The sequence below is a fragment of the Corynebacterium amycolatum genome (genome assembly GCF_016889425.1).
Classification (GTDB): domain Bacteria; phylum Actinomycetota; class Actinomycetes; order Mycobacteriales; family Mycobacteriaceae; genus Corynebacterium; species Corynebacterium amycolatum.
This window is the reverse complement of the sequence record NZ_CP069513.1, coordinates 1,870,437-1,887,431: the sequence shown is the minus strand read 5'-3', so window position 1 is coordinate 1,887,431 and position 16,995 is coordinate 1,870,437. Positions and strand designations below refer to the sequence as shown.

Genomic DNA, 16,995 nt, shown 5'->3' with positions numbered 1-16,995 from the left:
CTATGGCCGTCGCCAAGCGCGACCGTCGCGCTCAAGCATGTGGTCAGCGGAGGACGGCCCCCACGAACCTGCGGGGTAGCCCTCGGGACGGCCGCGTTTGGCCCAGTACTCGATGATGGGGTCAAGAATCTTCCAGGACAGCTCGACTTCCTCATTAGTGGGGAAGAGGCTGGCCTCGTCGAGAAGCGCATCCAGAATCAGGCGCTCGTAGGCCTCTGGCGACTGCTCGGTAAACACCTCGGAGTAGGAGAAGTCCATGTTGACATCGCGCACCTCCATGGCCGAGCCCGGAACCTTCGAGCCGAAGCGCATGAGCACGCCCTCGTCAGGCTGGACTCGAATCACCATGGCGTTCTGACCGAGAGCGGCAGTCATTGTCTCCGCAAAAGGCAAGTGCGGTGCGGACTTAAAGACCAGCGCAATTTCAGTGACGCGACGGCCGAGGCGCTTGCCGGTGCGCAGGTAGAAGGGGACACCGGCCCAACGACGAGAATTGATCTGGAGCGTACAAGCGGCGTAGGTCTCGGTCGTGGACTCGGGGTCGAATCCTTCCTCATCGCGCAGCCCTGGCACAAAGTTGCTGCCCTGCCAATCCGCGGTGTACTGGCCACGTGCGGTGTATTTCGAAAACGGACGCACTGGCTCGACGGCACGCAGAACCTTAATTTTTTCCGCCTGCAGCTCTTCCGGGGTAAAGGCGATGGGCTCTTCCATTGCCACCAGTGCCAGCAGCTGGAGTAGGTGGTTCTGAATTACGTCACGAGCTGCACCGATACCGTCATAGTAACCGGCGCGACCACCCAAACCGATGTCCTCGGCCATGGTGATCTGAACGTGGTCAATGTAGTGAGAATTCCACATCGGATCGAACAACTGGTTGGCAAAACGCATGGCCAGAATGTTCTGGACGGTTTCTTTGCCCAGGTAGTGGTCAATGCGGAACACAGCGTCTTCTGGGAACACCGAGTTCACAATCCGGTTGAGTTCCTGGGCCGAAGCCAGGTCGTGGCCGAATGGCTTCTCAATAATCACGCGACGCCAATAATCCTCGCCCGACTGCGCGAGCCCCGAACGATCGAGCTGATGACAGACATCGGGGAAGTTAGCTGGCGGAATGGACAGGTAGTAGGCCCAGTTGCCAGCGGTGCCGCGGGAGCGATCGAGCTCCTCAAGTTGCGCGGCCAGGCGATCGAAGGCCTCGTCATCGGTGAAGGTACCGGTAACAAAGTGAATGCCCTCAGCCAGGCGCTGCCAGACACTCTCACGGAAGTCTGTGCGGGCGCCCTGTTCCACTGCGGTACGCACATAATCCTCAAAGTCCTGCTTCGACCATTCGCGACGACCGTAGCCAACTAACGCGAAGGAGGCAGGTAGCAGACCGCGGTTGGCCAGGTCATAAATGGCAGGCAGGAGCTTTTTTCGGGCCAGATCGCCCGTCACTCCGAAAATTACCATGCCACCCGGCCCCGCAATACGCGGCAAGCGCTTATCCTGCGGGTCGCGCAGCGGGTTGACGTATCCGTCGTGGTTGGTGCTGCCATCTCCGTTGTGCGGAGAACTGGCAGTAGGGGAGTTCGGATCGTTGCGTTGCAGAGAATCACTCACGGTTTACATAATGTCATATCGAGAAAAGTCCGGTGGAATCGTTTCCGATTCCTTCGATGGGGCCTTGACGGGCCCCTTTCTTCTGCTTTAGGTTTATGGCATAGGTGGTATACCCGTACACCATGGAGGTGGATATGCAGGCGAAGGAGGCGGATTCTCGGCCCATCTACGTCCAGATCGCCGAGAATCTGAAATCAATGATTCTGTCCGGGGAGCTCGCGGCTGAGAGTCGCGCCCCTTCAACCAAGGAACTCTCGGAGTTCTATCAGGTCAACCCAACCACGGCTGCCAAGGCCATGACGGAACTGTCGATGGTGGGGCTCGTGGAGAAGAAAAGAGGACTCGGCATGTTCGTCACCCCAGGCGCTCGTGAGCGCATTCGAGCTGAGCGTCGTGAAGCGTTCCAGCGCACCTACATCGAGCCGTTAAAAGCGGAGGCCGACATCCTCGGCCTTACGCTCCACGACATCATCGCCATGCTGGAGGAGGAGAAATGAGCATCTACGGCGTGATTGGCCCCAACGGCGCCGGCAAGACCTACTACCTGCATACCCTCGCGCAAATGCCTACGGCTGCCGTGGCGAAGGCAGCACCCGACACCCAGATCTTCGGCGTCACCCCGCGCGAATATTTCCGCATCCTGCGCACCGGCTGGGATCAACTCGATGTGTCCCACGCGGAGTCCCTCCTAGATTTCCCCGGCGACACCCCCATCAAAAAGCTCAGCCTGGGCCAGCGCCAGCTGCTCATCGCTGCGGCCGCCCTCGCATCGGGCAAGGATGCATTGCTTTTCGACGAACCCTTCAACGGCCTCGATGTCGAGCACCGCACCATGTTGCGCGGCATGCTTATCGACGCCGCCGAATCGGCCGACATTGTGGTCACGTCGCAGCACTCCCAGGATCTCGCAGACCTGGTGGACACCTTGATCGTCATGCACAAGCAGGATGCGTACGGACCCTATGACGTCGATAAGCTGCGCGCTACCCATCCGGTGCTACGCGGCTCTGCGGACCTAGTGACGCAGGTGGCCGGCTCGGTGCTCGCTAAGAAAACTCTCGGCGAGCGCTGCGAGGCGATTTTGGCTGCAGCGCTCAGCCCATCGACCGCCGCGCATGCCCGCGCCCTCGGTGTTGAGGTTAGCTACCTCGACCCCGCGGCCCTCATCGACCTCGCTAGCACCTCCGCCTACATCGAAAGGAGCAAGAAATGAGCACCGGGGCTTTCATCGCAACCAACAAGAAAACCTTCCTCGGCGTCGCCGCCGTGGCCATCCTCTACTCGGCTTTCGGGCGCATGCTCGTGGGCAGCGGCACCGGCAACACCCTGCTGGGCATCATCGCGCTGGGCATCCTCTTCCTCATCACCGCCCAGCGCTCGGTCACCCTGCGCGACTACGGCGTGCGCACCGCCCGCTGGGTGCGCTCCGCAATCATTGCAATCTTGGGAACATCGCTGGTGGCTACCGCCTTCATCGTCGTGGCGATGGTCACCGAACAGAATAAGTCCGGTTACTACCGGGGATTCGATAGCTTCATTGTCACCTCTGGACCGGCCCTGTTCCCGGACACCAACGGGGAGCTGTACATGATTCAGGATTCTGGGCAGAACTACACGACAATCCTGCTTACCGCTCTGTGCGTCTTCTTGAGCTTCCTGATGTCTTCCGTGGCGGGCACCGCAATCGGCACCGTCGCCGGCGCGAAGGGCTCTCGTGCGGGATCGATCACCATTGGCCTGGCACTGGTCGCGCTCTTCCTGTTCAGCTACCTGCTGGACGTGACCGACTCTATCCCGGGCGCTCCCTGGCCGGCTGTGCCAATCTTTGCCTCAATCATCACCGTAATCTCCGCGGTCGTGATGGCCTGGGCCTTAAAGGAAGAGAAACGCCCACAGCCCGACGTGCGCCCCGCCTTCGCCGCATCCTAGCACCCACAAAAAAGCTCCCCTCCGCAGGGAGCTTTTTGTGCGCAGCTTACGGGCCGAAAAACACGGGCTGCAAATGTGAAACTGTGCAAGTTTATGACACTTTCAGGCTATTTTTCGGACCATTTTTGCCATAGCGCAGTCAGTAACTCGCATCGTGCATCGACCCGCTGACGCCAGCCATAAATGCGGCCGCTTCCAACAGGAAGCTAGATAATCAGCAGGGTTCGTGCAGCTGTTCCATTCGCTGTGCAATCGACACGAGCAGGGACTGCCAGGAATCCACAAACTTCTCCACGCCCTCGCGCTCCAGGACAGCGAAGACATCATCCAGGTCGATGCCAATCTCGCTGAGCTGGGTCATAACAGCATTGGCTGCTTCACCCTGACCGCTGACGGCGTCGCGAACCTCGCCCTCGAAGCCCGCAGCAGCGCGCAGCGTCTTTTCAGGCATGGTGTTCACTGTCTGCGGAGCAGCCAGCTCAGTCACGTAAAGGGTGTCCGGGTAAGCCGGGTTCTTCACACCGGTGGAAGCCCACAGCAGGCGCTGCGGCTTAGCGCCGGCGTTCTCCAGCTGCGCCCAACGGATATTCTGCGAGGAGAAGGTCTCTTCGAACTTGGCGTAAGCGGCGCGGGCGTTGGCCAGACCAGCTTTACCACGCAAAGCCAAGGCCTCTTCCGAGCCAATCTTGTCCAGGCGAGCATCAATCTCAGTGTCAACGCGAGAAACAAACAGCGACGCAACAGAGTGAACCGAAACCAGGTCCACGCCGTTGTCCTTCGCACGCTCGATACCCTCGATAAACGCATCGATGACCTGCAGGTAACGCTCCACCGAGAAAATCAGGGTGACGTTTACCGAAATACCCTCGGACAGAGCCTGGGTGACAGCCGGCAGGGAAGCATCGGTCGCCGGAATCTTAATCATCGCATTTTGCTTGTCGACGCGTTCCCAGAGCTCACGAGCCTGCGCAATCGTGGCCTCGTAGTTGTCGGCGTAACGAGGATCGACCTCGATAGAAACACGGCCATCGATACCGTCGGTATCCTCAGCCACACCGGCGAAGAGGTCACAGGCATCGCGGACATCGTCGATAGCCATGGCGAACACAGCATCTGACGGATTCGCGCGCTCAGCGGTGAGCTGCGCCAGCTGAGAGTCATAGTCCTCACCAGCGGTCATCGCCGAAGAGAAGATAGCCGGGTTAGTGGTGACACCAACCACCCGCAGTTCATCGATGAGGTTCTTCAAATCGCCCGAGGTGAGACGCTGGCGCGAAAGATCGTCGAGCCACGCCGAGGTTCCTACCTTGGCGAGTGCTTCCATCGTGGTGTTTCCCATAGTGTTTAACGCCTTTCTGTCTATACCGCTTCGTTGTCTAAAGACTTCTCTAAATACTGTGTGTCTTTAAACTACTGTGCGCCACAAACAATACTGGCGCCACCGGAGCTCGGTACGGTTTTCACAAATCCCGTACCGACAGCGGCCGATAGCGCCAGGTTGAACAAATCTTACTTAGCAGCCTCGATAGATTCCTTGGCCGCATCGACAACAGCGTCAGCGGTGATGCCGAACTTCTCGAACAGCTCCTTGTACGGAGCCGAGGCACCGAAGTGCTCCAAGGAGACCGCGCGACCAGCGTCGCCCAGGTGGCGGTACCACGGCATAGCAATACCGGCCTCAACCGAAACACGAGCGCGGACCGCCTTCGGCAGGACCTGCTCACGGTAGGCCTCATCCTGCTGCTCAAACCAGTCAAGACACGGGACGGAGACAACGCGGGCGCTGACACCTTCCTCAGCCAACTTCTCAGCGGCCTCGACAGCGAGGTGAACCTCCGAGCCGGTACCCATGAGGATGACGTCCGGGGTCTCCTTGGTGCCGTCGACAAGCACGTACGCACCACGCCGGACGCCCTCGGCGGCCTTTTCCTTCGTGCCTTCCAGGACCGGGACGTTCTGGCGGGTCAGAGCCAGAGCCTTCGGACCTGCCTCGCCTTCGAGAACAGCGGACCAAGCCTGAGCGGTCTCGTTAGCATCAGCCGGACGGACGGTGGACACACCCGGGATAGCGCGCAGTGAAGCCAGCTGCTCAACAGGCTGGTGCGTCGGGCCGTCTTCGCCCAGACCAATGGAGTCGTGGGTCCAGACATAAATAGGGGAGATGCCCATCAGCGATGCCAGGCGGACAGCCGGACGCATGTAGTCCGAGAAGATAAGGAAGGTGCCGCCGTACGGACGGGTACCACCGTGGAGCAGAATGCCGTTGAGGATCGACCCCATGGCGTGCTCACGGATACCGAAGTGCAGGTTACGGCCGTACGGGTCGGTGGTCCAGGTGCCGGTGGTGATGGACTTCGGGCCGAAGGACGGCTCACCCTTCAGGACAGTGTTATTGGAGCCGGCCAGGTCGGCCGAGCCACCCCACAGCTCTGGCAGAGCCTTACCCAGTGCCTGCAACGCGGCCTCAGAAGCCTTACGGGTGGCAACGCCCTTCTCATCCGGCTCCCACGTCGGCAGCTCAGCGTCGAAGTCCTCTGGCAGCTCGCCGGCGGTCAGACGATCCAGCAGAGCCTTGCGCTCCGGGTTGGTCGCAGCCCACTCGTCGAACTTAACCTGCCACTGCGCGTGAGCCTCAGCACCGCGCTCAACCAGCTTCCGGGTGTGCTCAATGACCTCGTCAGCGATGTCAAAGCTCTTATCGGTATCGAAGCCGAGAGCTTCCTTGATGCCGACAATCTCCTCGCCACCAAGAGCAGCACCGTGCGAAGCACCGGTGTTCATCTTGGTCGGAGCCGGGTAAGCGATTACAGTGCGAACGCGAATGAAGGTTGGACGCTCCGTATCCTTCTTGGCCTCCTCGACAGCAGCCTCGAGTGCTGCGACGTCCTCGCCGCCGTCGACCTCAATGACCTGCCAGCCGTAAGCACGGTAGCGGTCCGCCACATTCTCGGTGAAAGCAATAGTGGTGTCGTCCTCGATGGAGATGCCGTTGTCATCCCAGAAGACAATCAGGTTGCCCAGCTGCTGAGTGCCGGCCAGCGAGCAGGCCTCGGCAGTGACACCCTCCTGAACGTCACCATCAGAAGCAATGACGTACACGTAGTGATCGAACGGAGACTCACCCGGAGCAGCTTCCGGGTCGAACAGCCCACGTTCCCGTCGCGAAGCCATGGCAAAACCGACAGCCGAAGCCAGACCCTGACCCAGCGGACCAGTGGTGATTTCCACGCCGTCAGTGTGGCCGTACTCCGGGTGACCCGGGGTGAGGGCGTCCCACGTACGCAGTGCCTTCAGGTCATCGAGCTCCAGGCCAAAACCGCCGAGGTAGAGCTGGACGTACTGCGTCAGAGAGGTGTGACCACAGGAGAGAATGAAACGGTCACGGCCGATCCACTTCGTATCCTTCGGGTCATGGCGCATAACGCGCTGGTAGAGAGAGTAAGCCAGCGGTGCGAGGCTCATAGCAGTGCCGGGATGTCCCGAACCTGCCTTTTCCACGGCATCTGCAGCCAGCACACGAGCCGTATCTACGGCCTTCGTGTCCAAGTCAGACCAGTCCGAGGGGTAGTTGCGAACAACCCGTGCTTCATGCTCAGTCGACAGTGTCACGTGAATGACTCCTAGTATCCAAATGGATTAGTAAAGATCTCTTCCATACTAACTAGGAATACGTGCGCTCGGTTTAAACCGGGCCGAATAGCTCGAAGGTAAGCATCAGAGGGCGCGCCGCACATGCTTTACGACGGTCATTATTGGAACCGTTATGATTATCGGTAAACTGATTGCCTGCCCCTCATTTTATTTTGCGGAAAAACTCGTCGGGAACTTTCCGACCGTTGCATCCGACTATCTGTAGACGGGGGGCTTTGTTTATGGCGCGTGAAAGGGACATTGCTTTGTTGGAAACAGTCAAGGCGTATATTGCACTGACTAAGCCAAGAATTATTGAGCTCCTGCTCGTCGCGGCCATTCCCGCAATGCTTCAGGCTGATCGCGGTCATGTACACGTTGGACTGATTCTTCTCACCCTGTTCGGTGGTTGGATGGGTGCAGCGGCAGCGCACACCTTCAACATGGTCATGGATTACGACATTGACCAGAAGATGCGCCGCACTCGTCGGCGCCCGCTCGCGCGCAACCAGGTTAGCCGTCGCGCGGCAGCAATTTTCGGCACCATCTTGATGATTGCGTCGTTCCTCTGGCTGTGGCTGCTATGTAACTCGCTGCTGGCCGCCGTTTTCATAATGATTACGATTGCGTTCTACATCTTCGTCTACACGTTGTGGCTGAAGCGCCGAACTGATCAGAACGTAATCTGGGGTGGCGCTGCGGGTTGTATGCCGGTGATGGTTGGCTGGGCCGTCATCACTGACAACAACCCGGAGATTACGGGGCTCGCTCACTGGTGGCAGGCTTTCATCCTGTTCCTGCTCATCTTCTTCTGGACTCCGCCGCACACCTGGGCGCTGGGGCTTCGCTACAAGGAGGATTACAAGGCCGCTGGCGTGCCGATGATGCCAGTGGTCAAGCCGGCAATCATCGTTTCCAAGCGCATTATTTACTACACCGCTGCAACCGTGATTACCACTCTGCTGTTGGTTCCGTACGCTGGTTGGATTTATCTGATTGGCGCGGTTGGCGCTGGTGCCTGGTTCCTGTGGGGCGCCATTGACCTGCACCGTCACGTTAAAACCGGTGGCAAGATCAAGCCGATGAAGCTGTTCTTCATGTCGAACAACTACTTGTCCATCGTGTGTGTGGCGCTTTCGCTGGATGCTGTACTCGGACTGCAGACAGTTTTAAGCATGTTCTAGGGTAGTTGCGTTCTAGGGTAGCTGCGTTGGGAGCCAGACCCGGCCCTTTCCCCAGTTAGCTGTTAATCCTCGAAGAGGCCCTCCCCAATGCCGGGGAGGGCCTCTTTTTGTGTGTGCAAACGGGCTGCAAATGTGAAACTGTGCGAGTTTATGACACTTTCAGACCATTTTTCGGGACATTTTTGTCATGAACGCAGTCAGTAACTCGGATCGATAGGTGGGCAGCCCGCCCCCGCACCGCCCCTAGCATCGCTCGCGCAGCCCGCTAGCCACTGGGAAAACACATCCGAGCACACAAAGCCGAGCAGACAGCAAAACCGCCTAAACACGCCGAGATCAAAGTGCGTGTTTAGGCGGTTCGAGCAGGAATCAACAGCCGGTAACCACAGTGGTTAATACAGCCGCTGACCAGCAGCTAGCTACGCGGTAACCTCAGCATTCTTTTCCGACGCGACAATTGCGGCAGCCGCATCGCCTTCCAGAGACCCGGTCACTACTGCGCTACCGCCGACAGTGCGGTAACCGTGCTGGAAAAGTACTGCAGTCAAAGCGGTGCAGATACCAGATCCGGCAACGTGAACCGGCACCAATGCCTCCGGTACACCGGACCAGTACTGAATCATTCCAACCACGCCCTGAGCCAAAATGAACACAACGAGTGCGATGGCAACCTTACGCACACGTGCAAACGCTTCCGAGGCCAGCAGACCAAAAATCAGACCGATAACCAGGCCAAGGTAGAGGTACATAAAACCAGCGTGGATATGCGCCAAGTCAACAATCGGAAGCTGGAGGCGATCCTCCGGGAGCACCGAGGCATCTCCAGCATGTGGTCCCGCACCGGTGACCATAGTTCCGGTAATCAGCGTCATCGTCAGAGCCAAACCGGAGGCGGCAGCCAGATAGCGCAGATAGCGCGGGTACATGCGGGTAGCAGTACCGTCGTCAGGTTCAGAGATTTTAACGAAAAGCATGCCAGCCAGCCAGACCAAAATCATCGATGGCAGGAAGTGCAGGGCCACGGCGTACCACTTCAGATCAACCCACACGGAAATGCCACCGATAACAGCCTGGACGATAACGCCGAGACCGTTAAGGAACGCCAACAGCTTGATTTCCTTACGGCGCCCAACACGCATCACCGAAAGGAAAAGCAGAAGCGTGAGCGCAACCAGTACAAAGGTGAGGAGGCGATTGCTGAACTCAATAATTTGATGGAGCATTTCTGCTTCCCCGGCAACAGGAACGAAACTGCCCGGGTGACATTCTGGCCACGAAGCACAACCGAGACCTGAACCAGTAACTCGGACGATAGAACCGGTTACCGCGATTGCCGCCTGTGCAATCAATACGAGAAGCGCATAGAGCTTCTGGCGCCCGATTGGTGTCAGCGGCAAAAACGATAGGGGCAAACTTCGATCTGCAGTATTCACATTAAGAAATTCTACCCATGCTGGCGGAAAATGGTAATAAGCCAAACCCCTGCGTTGGGCTGCGCTTTTCTATGCAGATTCCCCGGCAACGTCCTAATCATTCGGCATATCAAAACGGAACCAGCGAGCTGCCAGTGCAGCGCCAAGGACACCCCACACAACCAGCACCCCGACAGCTGACCATTGGACAGACATGGCCAATGCCGCGGAGATTACGTCGGTAAGCGCGACGGACGGTAAGAGGTGCAGCAGCACAGAGCTGATGCCATCTAACGATGGTGCAACGGCCACGTAAGTAGTCGCACCAATGAGGATAAACCAGATCAGGTTGGCGAGACCTAGGATTAGCTCGGCCCCCAACGTGCCGCCCATGAGCAAGCCCAATGAAGTAAAGACGAACGTTCCCAGAAGCATCCCCACATAAGCCAACAGCCAGCCGCCAATCGAAAGCTCTGCGCCAAGAGCGAGCCCCACGAGGCTGAACAGTATGTATTGCAACGTGACGGTAGTGCAGACCGACACAATCTTGCCTGCAATAATGCCCCACGGTGGCACGCCTGAGGCACCGATGCGCTTCAGGGCTCCGTAACGACGGTCAAAGCCCACGGCAATTGCCTGCCCCGTAAAACCTGCAGACATGACGGAAATCGCCAGCACCATGGGGAAGATGCGCTCGAGCGGATCATCGAGTTCCAACACAGGCACCATCACCAGGCCGATGAGCATCGCCAACGGGATAATGATGGTGAGGAGCATTTGCTCACCGTGCCGCCAGAAGAGCTTCGTCTCCAACCGCGCCTGCGACATGACCAACGTCGCCATGTCCGAACGCTGCGGCTCCGGGGCGAAAGTGCCCTTAGCAAAGCGGGAGGCATCAGACCTCGGTGCGGTAGTCATTAGCTCCTCATCTCCGTTCCAGTGATCTGCAAGAAGACATCTTCAAGCGATTGCGTCGCCTTATTCAACGAGGTGATCAACACCTCTTGTCGCTCGCAACTCTGGGCCAATACAGTCAGGGCGCGCGGTGAAGCCTCACCAATCAATGAGAACTCTCCACCGCTAGAACGCTGCAGACGCTGCGAAAGACCAGACTCGCTAAAGCTGCGGTTGACCTCTTCGAAGTCAAGGCTGCCTCGAACGCTGACCTTCATAGCAGTGCCTGACGACGTCCCATGGAGCGCCGATGCGCCTGCGCTAGTGATCTCCTCGGTGGTGCCGGCCACAACTAAATGGCCTCGGTCGACAATCGCAACGTCGTCGGCAAGCGATTCAGCCTCGTCCATCAGATGCGTTGTCAGGACTACGGTGACCCCATCCCGGCGCAGCGACGAGATGAGATCCCAGACGGCTAGACGGGACTGGGCATCGAGGCCTGCTGTCGGCTCGTCGAGGAACACCAGCTCCGGACGTCCGACCAGGGCGCATGCGAGCGACAGTCGCTGCTGCTGACCACCCGAGAGCCTGCGGTAGTTCGTCTTACGATGGCGTTCTAGGCCTACGACTTCAAGGAGCCAATCAGTGTCCAGCGGATTTGCGGAGTAACTGGCAACTAGGTTCAGCATTTCGCCAACGCGAACACCGGGGTAGGCACCTCCGCCCTGGAGCATGATGCCAATGCGGCTGCGCAGTGCTGTGGTTTGAGTGACCGGGTCGAGATCGAGAATGCGAATTCGCCCTTCATCCGGCTTGATGAAGCCCTCACACATTTCAACGGTTGTGGTCTTACCAGCGCCGTTGGGGCCGAGAAGCGCAAGAACCCTACCTCGATCCAGGGAAAGCGAAAGGTCTGATACAGCCTCAACGTCATCGAATTTCTTCGTTACGTTCTCAAGGCGCAGAGCAGGAGAATTGGCAGCGTTATTCACGGTTAGTCAGTCTAATCTCACAGTTTTAATGAAGGCGAAATACCTTAGATCGCGTCGAGTACGCCAAGATGACGAGCATGACTGCGACGAAGAATACCAACGCCAGTAGGTAAATCTGAGCGACGGTACCCGGAGGCAACCCCAGGCCGCGTGGTAGTACTACAAAACTGAAAATTGCCGAGTACAGAACCACGGCAATGCGAAATTGTACCCGGTTGGCCCAAGCGGACAGCGGCACGATGGCCCATAGCAAGTACCAGGGGTGCACGACGGGGAAGAGGATTACTAGAGCGAACATCGCTAGGCCGTAGCCGCCGAGCGGGTGAATGCGACCACGGAACGTCGCTAACAGCATGCGTAGGAGCCAGGCAGCCACTAGCGCTACACCAATGCCACGGGTAAACAGCAAAGCACTGTCGCTGATATCGCCGAGCCCCAGGAGCCTCCCGAAGAAACCAGCGATGATCCCGAGCAGGGTAGTTAGCGACATCCAACTGCGCACCGTCGCGGCGCCACCTTGCGCGGTGATCCAACCAAAGCCCAGACCAGTTCCTAAGGAAACAACGACTGCCGTGACGACGGTTATTGCGCCCGTCACTACTGCGGAAAGAGCAACGGCCTTCCAGGTGCTGCCGAACTTTCTGGCCAGCCACATGCCGGCAAAGCCGAGCGCCACGAAACCGGTAACTTTGACCATTCCGGCGAGGCTGATGAGCACAATACCGCCTGCATACAGCGCCCATGATCTTCCTCGGCTTTGGTTCTCGTGTCCGATTGGTCCGGGTTCTGGCAGCTCATCGGGCTCCATCGATTGCGCAGGACCGTGGATAGCGCGTAGACACAGTTCGAGGCCAACGAGCAGGAGTGCAAGCAGCAGGGCCTCGTTGTGGATACCGCCCACCAGGTGCAGCAATACCAGCGGATTGAGCGTGCCCAGCCATAGGGTGAACTGAGAGCTAACTCCGCAGCGGCGACCAAGCCGCACCAGCGCCCAGGACACCACGAGAAGCGAAACGATGGCGACGAGTCGGTGTAGAAAGACGGAAGCAATCACCCCGTCGCTGGTTATCTTGGCGATACCCCATGCCACTGCGAGGGCTGTGGGGCCGTACGGGCTCGGAGAGTGCGACCAAATCAATGGCACCGATCGGGCCAGTGGGTCGTTGGCTCCCAATAGGTCAACAGGTCCTGCGAGATAGGGATCCATACCCCGCTCCACAATTGCAGCCTGCGCCAAATAGGAGTAGATATCCTGCGTAAACAGGGGAGCGGTAAACACCAAGGGCAATACCCATGCCGCGTAGGTGCGTATGAGCATCGGAGTGGTCACCGCGGTGACGCGAGTCCGCGCACCGGCCAGAACAAAAGCTCCGACACCCAACCAGGCTGTGACTAACATGCCAATCCCCACGAAGGTGACGATTGTCGTTGCCACCAACATTCGACCGAGGATCAGCCCGAGTGGTGTACCCCAAAACTCATTTCCAACCACCGGTGTCGCGCCTGCGCCAATCCCGGTGACCATAATAAAGATCGACCCAAGAGTACCCAGCCAACGCAGCCAGGTGAAGCGTCGGAGTTCGCGGTAATTGATGCGGTGTTGGAGCGGCTGTTCTGAGCCTTGGTGGAGGGTTGCCGACCTGGAACCAGCCAGACCAATTTTCGGAATGACGTCACGCACCCCGAGAGCATCGTCGAAGGTGGACGAGCGGCGCGGGGCGGGTCGGTTAGTTTTCACAAGGTCACATAGTAGACGATTCGACACGCCGAAAGGGCGTTCTAATCAGCGACGTTGCATTGATATTTAAATGCGTTGGACTTTATGCACCAATTACGACACAATTGTGTTGTCTAATACACCAGCGGCGCAAGTGGGATATTTGCCTCGCTGAGCCACCTAGACACCTTTTTATGATCCAGCAGTCCAATCGCAGGAGGTGACTCACCAGTCATGGCTGATCGGAAACCGACCGTCAATGACGGTGATACGCGCAAGCGCATTCTCCAATTACTTCTGGAACACAACCCGGCGTCCGCGACTTTTATCGCTGACACCCTGGGACTATCCGCTGCAGGAGTCCGTCGCCACATCGATATTCTAGTGGACGAAGGTCTCGCCGAAACCGCTCCGGCGCCCAGTACTGGCCCCCGAGGCCGAGGCAGGCCAGCAAAGTCCTACCGTCTGACAGACCGGGGCCGCGCTAGATTCGGACACGCTTACGACGATCTTGCTAGCGCAGCTCTGACCGCACTGCGCAAGGCCGGCGGTGAGCAGGCAGTTGCCCAGTTTGCCCGTCAGCGCATTGATGACATTCTGCTCGGCGTCACCCCTGTGGGGCAGGACGCAGAGAAGGAAGAGGTCGTAGAGGCCGTCGTCGATGCTTTTCGACGGGCCGGATACGCGGCAACTATCAACCAGAACACTGGCGGCGTGCAGATTTGCCAGCACCATTGCCCAATTAGCCACGTAGCCTCCGAGTTTCCGGAGCTCTGCGCGGCGGAGCATGAAGCCGTTAGTAAATTATTAGGGCAGCACACCCAACCGTTAGCGACTATCGCTGATGGTAACGGTATCTGCACCACAAATATCCCACTCACTCCCGTAACAAAGACACTTACTGAATTGCCACATGAAAGGAGCGGACAATGACCCTCGCCCATGAGAACTCCACCGACGTGGCTGAATCCACGAAGGCTGCCACTCCGCAGACTGACGAAGAGATTATTGAGTCTATTGGTGCCTACCAGTTCGGTTGGCACGACCCGGATACCGCTGGCGCTTCCGCGAAGCGCGGCCTATCTGAAGCGGTCGTTCGCGATATCTCGGCTAAGAAGAACGAGCCTGAGTGGATGCTCGAGCGTCGCTTGAAGGCTCTGGAAATCTTCGACCGCAAGCCGCTGCCCACCTGGGGCGCGGATTTGTCTGGCATCGACTTCGACAACATTAAGTACTTCGTTCGCTCCACCGAGAAGCAGGCCCAGACCTGGGAAGATCTTCCGGAGGATATTAAGAACACCTACGACAAGCTCGGCATTCCGGAAGCGGAGAAGCAGCGCTTGGTCGCCGGTGTCGCCGCTCAGTACGAATCTGAGGTTGTCTACCACCAGATTCGCGAGGATTTGGAGAGCCAGGGCGTTATCTTCCTGGACACTGATACTGCGCTCAAGGAACACCCGGAGCTATTCAAGGAGTACTTCGGCACCGTTATTCCTGCTGGCGACAACAAGTTCTCTGCGCTTAACACCGCAGTGTGGTCGGGCGGTTCCTTCATTTACGTCCCAAAGGGCGTCCACGTGGACATCCCGCTGCAGGCGTACTTCCGTATTAATACCGAGAACATGGGCCAGTTCGAGCGCACCCTCATCATCGTCGATGAGGATGCCTACGTGCACTACGTCGAGGGATGTACTGCTCCGATTTACAAGTCTGACTCCTTGCACTCGGCTGTTGTGGAGATCATCGTGAAGAAGGGCGGCCGCTGCCGCTACACCACAATCCAGAACTGGTCGAACAACGTCTACAACCTGGTTACCAAGCGCACCAAGTGCGAAGAGGGTGCAACCATGGAGTGGATTGACGGCAACATCGGTTCCAAGGTCACCATGAAGTACCCGGCAGTGTGGATGACTGGTCCGCACGCCAAGGGCGAGGTGCTGTCCGTTGCTATGGCTGGCGAGGACCAGTTCCAGGACACCGGCGCCAAGATGGTGCACATGGCTCCGCACACGAGCTCCAACATCGTGTCCAAGTCCGTGGCCCGCAACGGTGGTCGCGCTGCCTACCGCGGTCTGGTGCAGGTCAACAAGGGTGCCAAGCACTCACACTCCAACGTCGAGTGTGACGCGCTGCTGGTCGACACGATTTCGCGCTCGGACACGTACCCGTACGTGGATGTCCGCGAGGACGACGTCACCCTCGGCCACGAGGCAACGGTTTCCAAGGTCTCTGACGATCAGCTTTTCTACCTGATGAGCCGCGGCATCGAAGAAGAAGATGCAATGGCCATGGTCGTGCGTGGCTTTGTCGAGCCCATTGCCAAGGAGCTCCCGATGGAATACGCCCTCGAGCTCAACCGCCTCATTGAACTGCAGATGGAAGGTTCGGTCGGTTAATACCTATGACTACGACGATTAACAACGAAAACCAGGCTGCTCATAGCCGCCGCGTGCTGGCGAACAAGGGCGACGTTTTCTCATCTTTCAACGTGGAGGACTTCTCCGTGCCGCATGGCAAGGATGAGGAGTGGAAGTTCACACCGCTGCGCAAACTTCGCGGTCTCCACAACGGCACCGCCGCCGATCCGGTTGCAGCGTCGATTTTGGTCGAGACTGGCGGTCAGGATGGTGTCGCTGTGGACGTCGTCAAGCGTGACGACGAACGCCTCGGCCGCGCCGGTACCCCGACGGATCGCGTGGCAGCACAGGCGTACTCCAACTTCGACGATGCACACATCGTGACCTTCGCGAAGAATTCGGTTTCCAAGGAACCGGTCGTCATTGACATCGATGGCCCGGGCGAGGACAACGTTTCCTACGGCCATATCGTCATTGATGTGCAGTCCCACGCCGAGGCCGTCTGCGTGATTAACTACCGTGGCAGCGGCACGTTCGCGGACAACATTGAGTTCGTAATCGGCGACGGCGCTAAGCTGAGCGTCGTGACCATGGTGAACTGGAACGAAGATGCAGTTCACGGCTCTGCTCACCATATTCGCGTCGGCCGTGATGCCACGCTGCGCCACACCGTCGCAACGTTCGGTGGCGAGGTTGTCCGTATCGTTCCACGCGTTGCATTCACGGCACCGGGCGGCGACGTCGATCTGCTGGGCGTGTACTTCGCCGATGGCGGTCAGTACTTCGAAAACCGCATGCTGGTAGACCACGCTGTGCCGAACTGCCGCTCCAACGTCATGTACAAGGGCGCGTTGCAGGGCGAGCCGAATGTCGCTCATCGTGAGGCCCGCACCGCGTGGGTGGGAGACGTGCTCATTCGTGCAGAGGCCACGGGCACCGATACCTATGAGCTCAACCGCAATCTGCTACTCACCGAGGGCGCGCGTGCCGACGCAGTTCCGAACCTGGAAATCGAAACCGGTGAAATCGCTGGTGCTGGTCACGCTGCTACCGTTGGTCGCTTCGACGAGGAACAGCTGTTCTACCTGCTCTCCCGCGGTATCCCCGAAATGGCAGCCCGCCGTTTGGTGGTTCGCGGCTTCTTCAGCGAGGTCATCAACCTGATTCCGGTCGAGTCCGTTCGCGAGAAGCTTGAGCAACTCGTTGACGAAGAGCTCAACACCGCTGGCTTCTAACCGCTTATCTTCTTTCTCACCCTTTCCGCCCTGTCACCCC

At 58.4% G+C, this 16,995-nt stretch carries 14 protein-coding genes; 7 read left to right on the top strand and 7 right to left on the bottom strand.

Annotated features, from left to right (window positions below):
* On the bottom strand, nucleotides 1–1,506 hold the full coding sequence (zwf, locus tag I6J19_RS08235) for a glucose-6-phosphate dehydrogenase (RefSeq protein ID WP_038629644.1): 1,506 nt from the start codon (nucleotides 1,504–1,506) through the stop codon (nucleotides 1–3).
* Between the two features lie 233 nt (nucleotides 1,507–1,739).
* Here zwf and I6J19_RS08230 point away from each other — a divergent pair, with 233 nt between their 5' ends.
* Genes I6J19_RS08230 through I6J19_RS08220 form a run of 3 tightly spaced genes read left to right on the top strand, consistent with a single transcriptional unit; the run spans nucleotide 1,740 to nucleotide 3,534 of the window.
* Nucleotides 1,740–2,102 carry a GntR family transcriptional regulator gene (locus I6J19_RS08230; RefSeq protein ID WP_038628982.1) on the top strand — a complete coding sequence of 121 codons (363 nt, stop codon included), beginning with the start codon at nucleotides 1,740–1,742 and terminating at the stop codon, nucleotides 2,100–2,102.
* Nucleotides 2,099–2,818 carry an AAA family ATPase gene (locus I6J19_RS08225; protein WP_038625362.1) on the top strand — a complete coding sequence of 240 codons (720 nt, stop codon included), beginning with the start codon at nucleotides 2,099–2,101 and terminating at the stop codon, nucleotides 2,816–2,818. The genes I6J19_RS08230 and I6J19_RS08225 overlap by 4 nt, the downstream gene beginning before the upstream one ends.
* On the top strand, nucleotides 2,815–3,534 hold the full coding sequence (locus I6J19_RS08220; RefSeq protein ID WP_038625365.1) for a hypothetical protein: 720 nt from the start codon (nucleotides 2,815–2,817) through the stop codon (nucleotides 3,532–3,534). The genes I6J19_RS08225 and I6J19_RS08220 overlap by 4 nt, the downstream gene beginning before the upstream one ends.
* Before the next feature lie 214 nt (nucleotides 3,535–3,748).
* Here I6J19_RS08220 and tal read toward each other — a convergent pair whose 3' ends face one another.
* Both tal and tkt read right to left on the bottom strand, forming a co-directional pair.
* A complete protein-coding gene (gene tal, locus I6J19_RS08215; RefSeq protein WP_038625367.1) occupies nucleotides 3,749–4,873 on the bottom strand; it encodes a transaldolase in 1,125 nt (374 codons plus the stop codon).
* A gap of 170 nt (nucleotides 4,874–5,043) precedes the next feature.
* Nucleotides 5,044–7,143, bottom strand: coding sequence for a transketolase (tkt, locus tag I6J19_RS08210; protein ID WP_038625369.1), 2,100 nt, complete (start codon nucleotides 7,141–7,143; stop codon nucleotides 5,044–5,046).
* 263 nt (nucleotides 7,144–7,406) lie between these two features.
* Here tkt and I6J19_RS08205 point away from each other — a divergent pair, with 263 nt between their 5' ends.
* Complete coding sequence (locus tag I6J19_RS08205) at nucleotides 7,407–8,348, top strand: heme o synthase (RefSeq protein WP_038625371.1); 942 nt, start codon at nucleotides 7,407–7,409, stop codon at nucleotides 8,346–8,348.
* A gap of 419 nt (nucleotides 8,349–8,767) precedes the next feature.
* Here I6J19_RS08205 and I6J19_RS08200 read toward each other — a convergent pair whose 3' ends face one another.
* The 4 genes from I6J19_RS08200 to mptB all read right to left on the bottom strand — a co-directional run bounded on the left by I6J19_RS08200 (nucleotide 8,768) and on the right by mptB (nucleotide 13,411).
* The gene (locus tag I6J19_RS08200; RefSeq protein WP_038625373.1) at nucleotides 8,768–9,781 is read right to left on the bottom strand and encodes a COX15/CtaA family protein; all 1,014 of its coding nucleotides are present in this window, start codon (nucleotides 9,779–9,781) and stop codon (nucleotides 8,768–8,770) included.
* 93 nt (nucleotides 9,782–9,874) lie between these two features.
* Entirely contained in the window at nucleotides 9,875–10,678 is an 804-nt protein-coding gene (locus I6J19_RS08195) for an ABC transporter permease (RefSeq protein ID WP_038625377.1), read from the bottom strand.
* A complete protein-coding gene (locus I6J19_RS08190; RefSeq protein ID WP_038625379.1) occupies nucleotides 10,678–11,646 on the bottom strand; it encodes an ABC transporter ATP-binding protein in 969 nt (322 codons plus the stop codon). The genes I6J19_RS08195 and I6J19_RS08190 overlap by 1 nt, the downstream gene beginning before the upstream one ends.
* Nucleotides 11,647–11,671: 25 nt before the next feature.
* Entirely contained in the window at nucleotides 11,672–13,411 is a 1,740-nt protein-coding gene (gene mptB, locus I6J19_RS08185; protein ID WP_070432242.1) for a polyprenol phosphomannose-dependent alpha 1,6 mannosyltransferase MptB, read from the bottom strand.
* 186 nt (nucleotides 13,412–13,597) lie between these two features.
* Between mptB and I6J19_RS08180 the strand changes: the two genes are divergently transcribed.
* The 3 genes from I6J19_RS08180 to sufD are packed head-to-tail and all read left to right on the top strand — an operon-like array spanning nucleotide 13,598 to nucleotide 16,955.
* Nucleotides 13,598–14,296 carry a helix-turn-helix transcriptional regulator gene (locus tag I6J19_RS08180; RefSeq protein ID WP_038625383.1) on the top strand — a complete coding sequence of 233 codons (699 nt, stop codon included), beginning with the start codon at nucleotides 13,598–13,600 and terminating at the stop codon, nucleotides 14,294–14,296.
* Nucleotides 14,293–15,759 (top strand): Fe-S cluster assembly protein SufB, encoded by a 1,467-nt coding sequence (sufB, locus tag I6J19_RS08175; protein WP_049170616.1) that lies wholly within the window; start codon nucleotides 14,293–14,295, stop codon nucleotides 15,757–15,759. Before I6J19_RS08180 ends, sufB begins: the two co-directional genes overlap by 4 nt.
* A 5-nt stretch (nucleotides 15,760–15,764) precedes the next feature.
* Nucleotides 15,765–16,955, top strand: a complete 1,191-nt coding sequence (gene sufD / locus I6J19_RS08170; RefSeq protein WP_038625385.1) for a Fe-S cluster assembly protein SufD — start codon at nucleotides 15,765–15,767, stop codon at nucleotides 16,953–16,955.
* The last annotated feature ends 40 nt before the right edge of the window (nucleotides 16,956–16,995 follow it).

What these genes read in the sequence shown, in the direction of transcription:
- sufB (WP_049170616.1), top strand. Translation starts at nt 14,293, where the DNA reads ATGACCCTCGCCCATGAGAACTCCACCGACGTGGCTGAATCCACGAAG.
- I6J19_RS08225 (WP_038625362.1), top strand. Translation starts at nt 2,099, where the DNA reads ATGAGCATCTACGGCGTGATTGGCCCCAACGGCGCCGGCAAGACCTAC.
- sufD (WP_038625385.1), top strand. Translation starts at nt 15,765, where the DNA reads ATGACTACGACGATTAACAACGAAAACCAGGCTGCTCATAGCCGCCGC.
- I6J19_RS08180 (WP_038625383.1), top strand. Translation starts at nt 13,598, where the DNA reads ATGGCTGATCGGAAACCGACCGTCAATGACGGTGATACGCGCAAGCGC.
- I6J19_RS08205 (WP_038625371.1), top strand. Translation starts at nt 7,407, where the DNA reads ATGGCGCGTGAAAGGGACATTGCTTTGTTGGAAACAGTCAAGGCGTAT.
- I6J19_RS08230 (WP_038628982.1), top strand. Translation starts at nt 1,740, where the DNA reads ATGCAGGCGAAGGAGGCGGATTCTCGGCCCATCTACGTCCAGATCGCC.
- tal (WP_038625367.1), bottom strand. Translation starts at nt 4,873, where the DNA reads ATGGGAAACACCACGATGGAAGCACTCGCCAAGGTAGGAACCTCGGCG.
- I6J19_RS08220 (WP_038625365.1), top strand. Translation starts at nt 2,815, where the DNA reads ATGAGCACCGGGGCTTTCATCGCAACCAACAAGAAAACCTTCCTCGGC.
- I6J19_RS08195 (WP_038625377.1), bottom strand. Translation starts at nt 10,678, where the DNA reads ATGACTACCGCACCGAGGTCTGATGCCTCCCGCTTTGCTAAGGGCACT.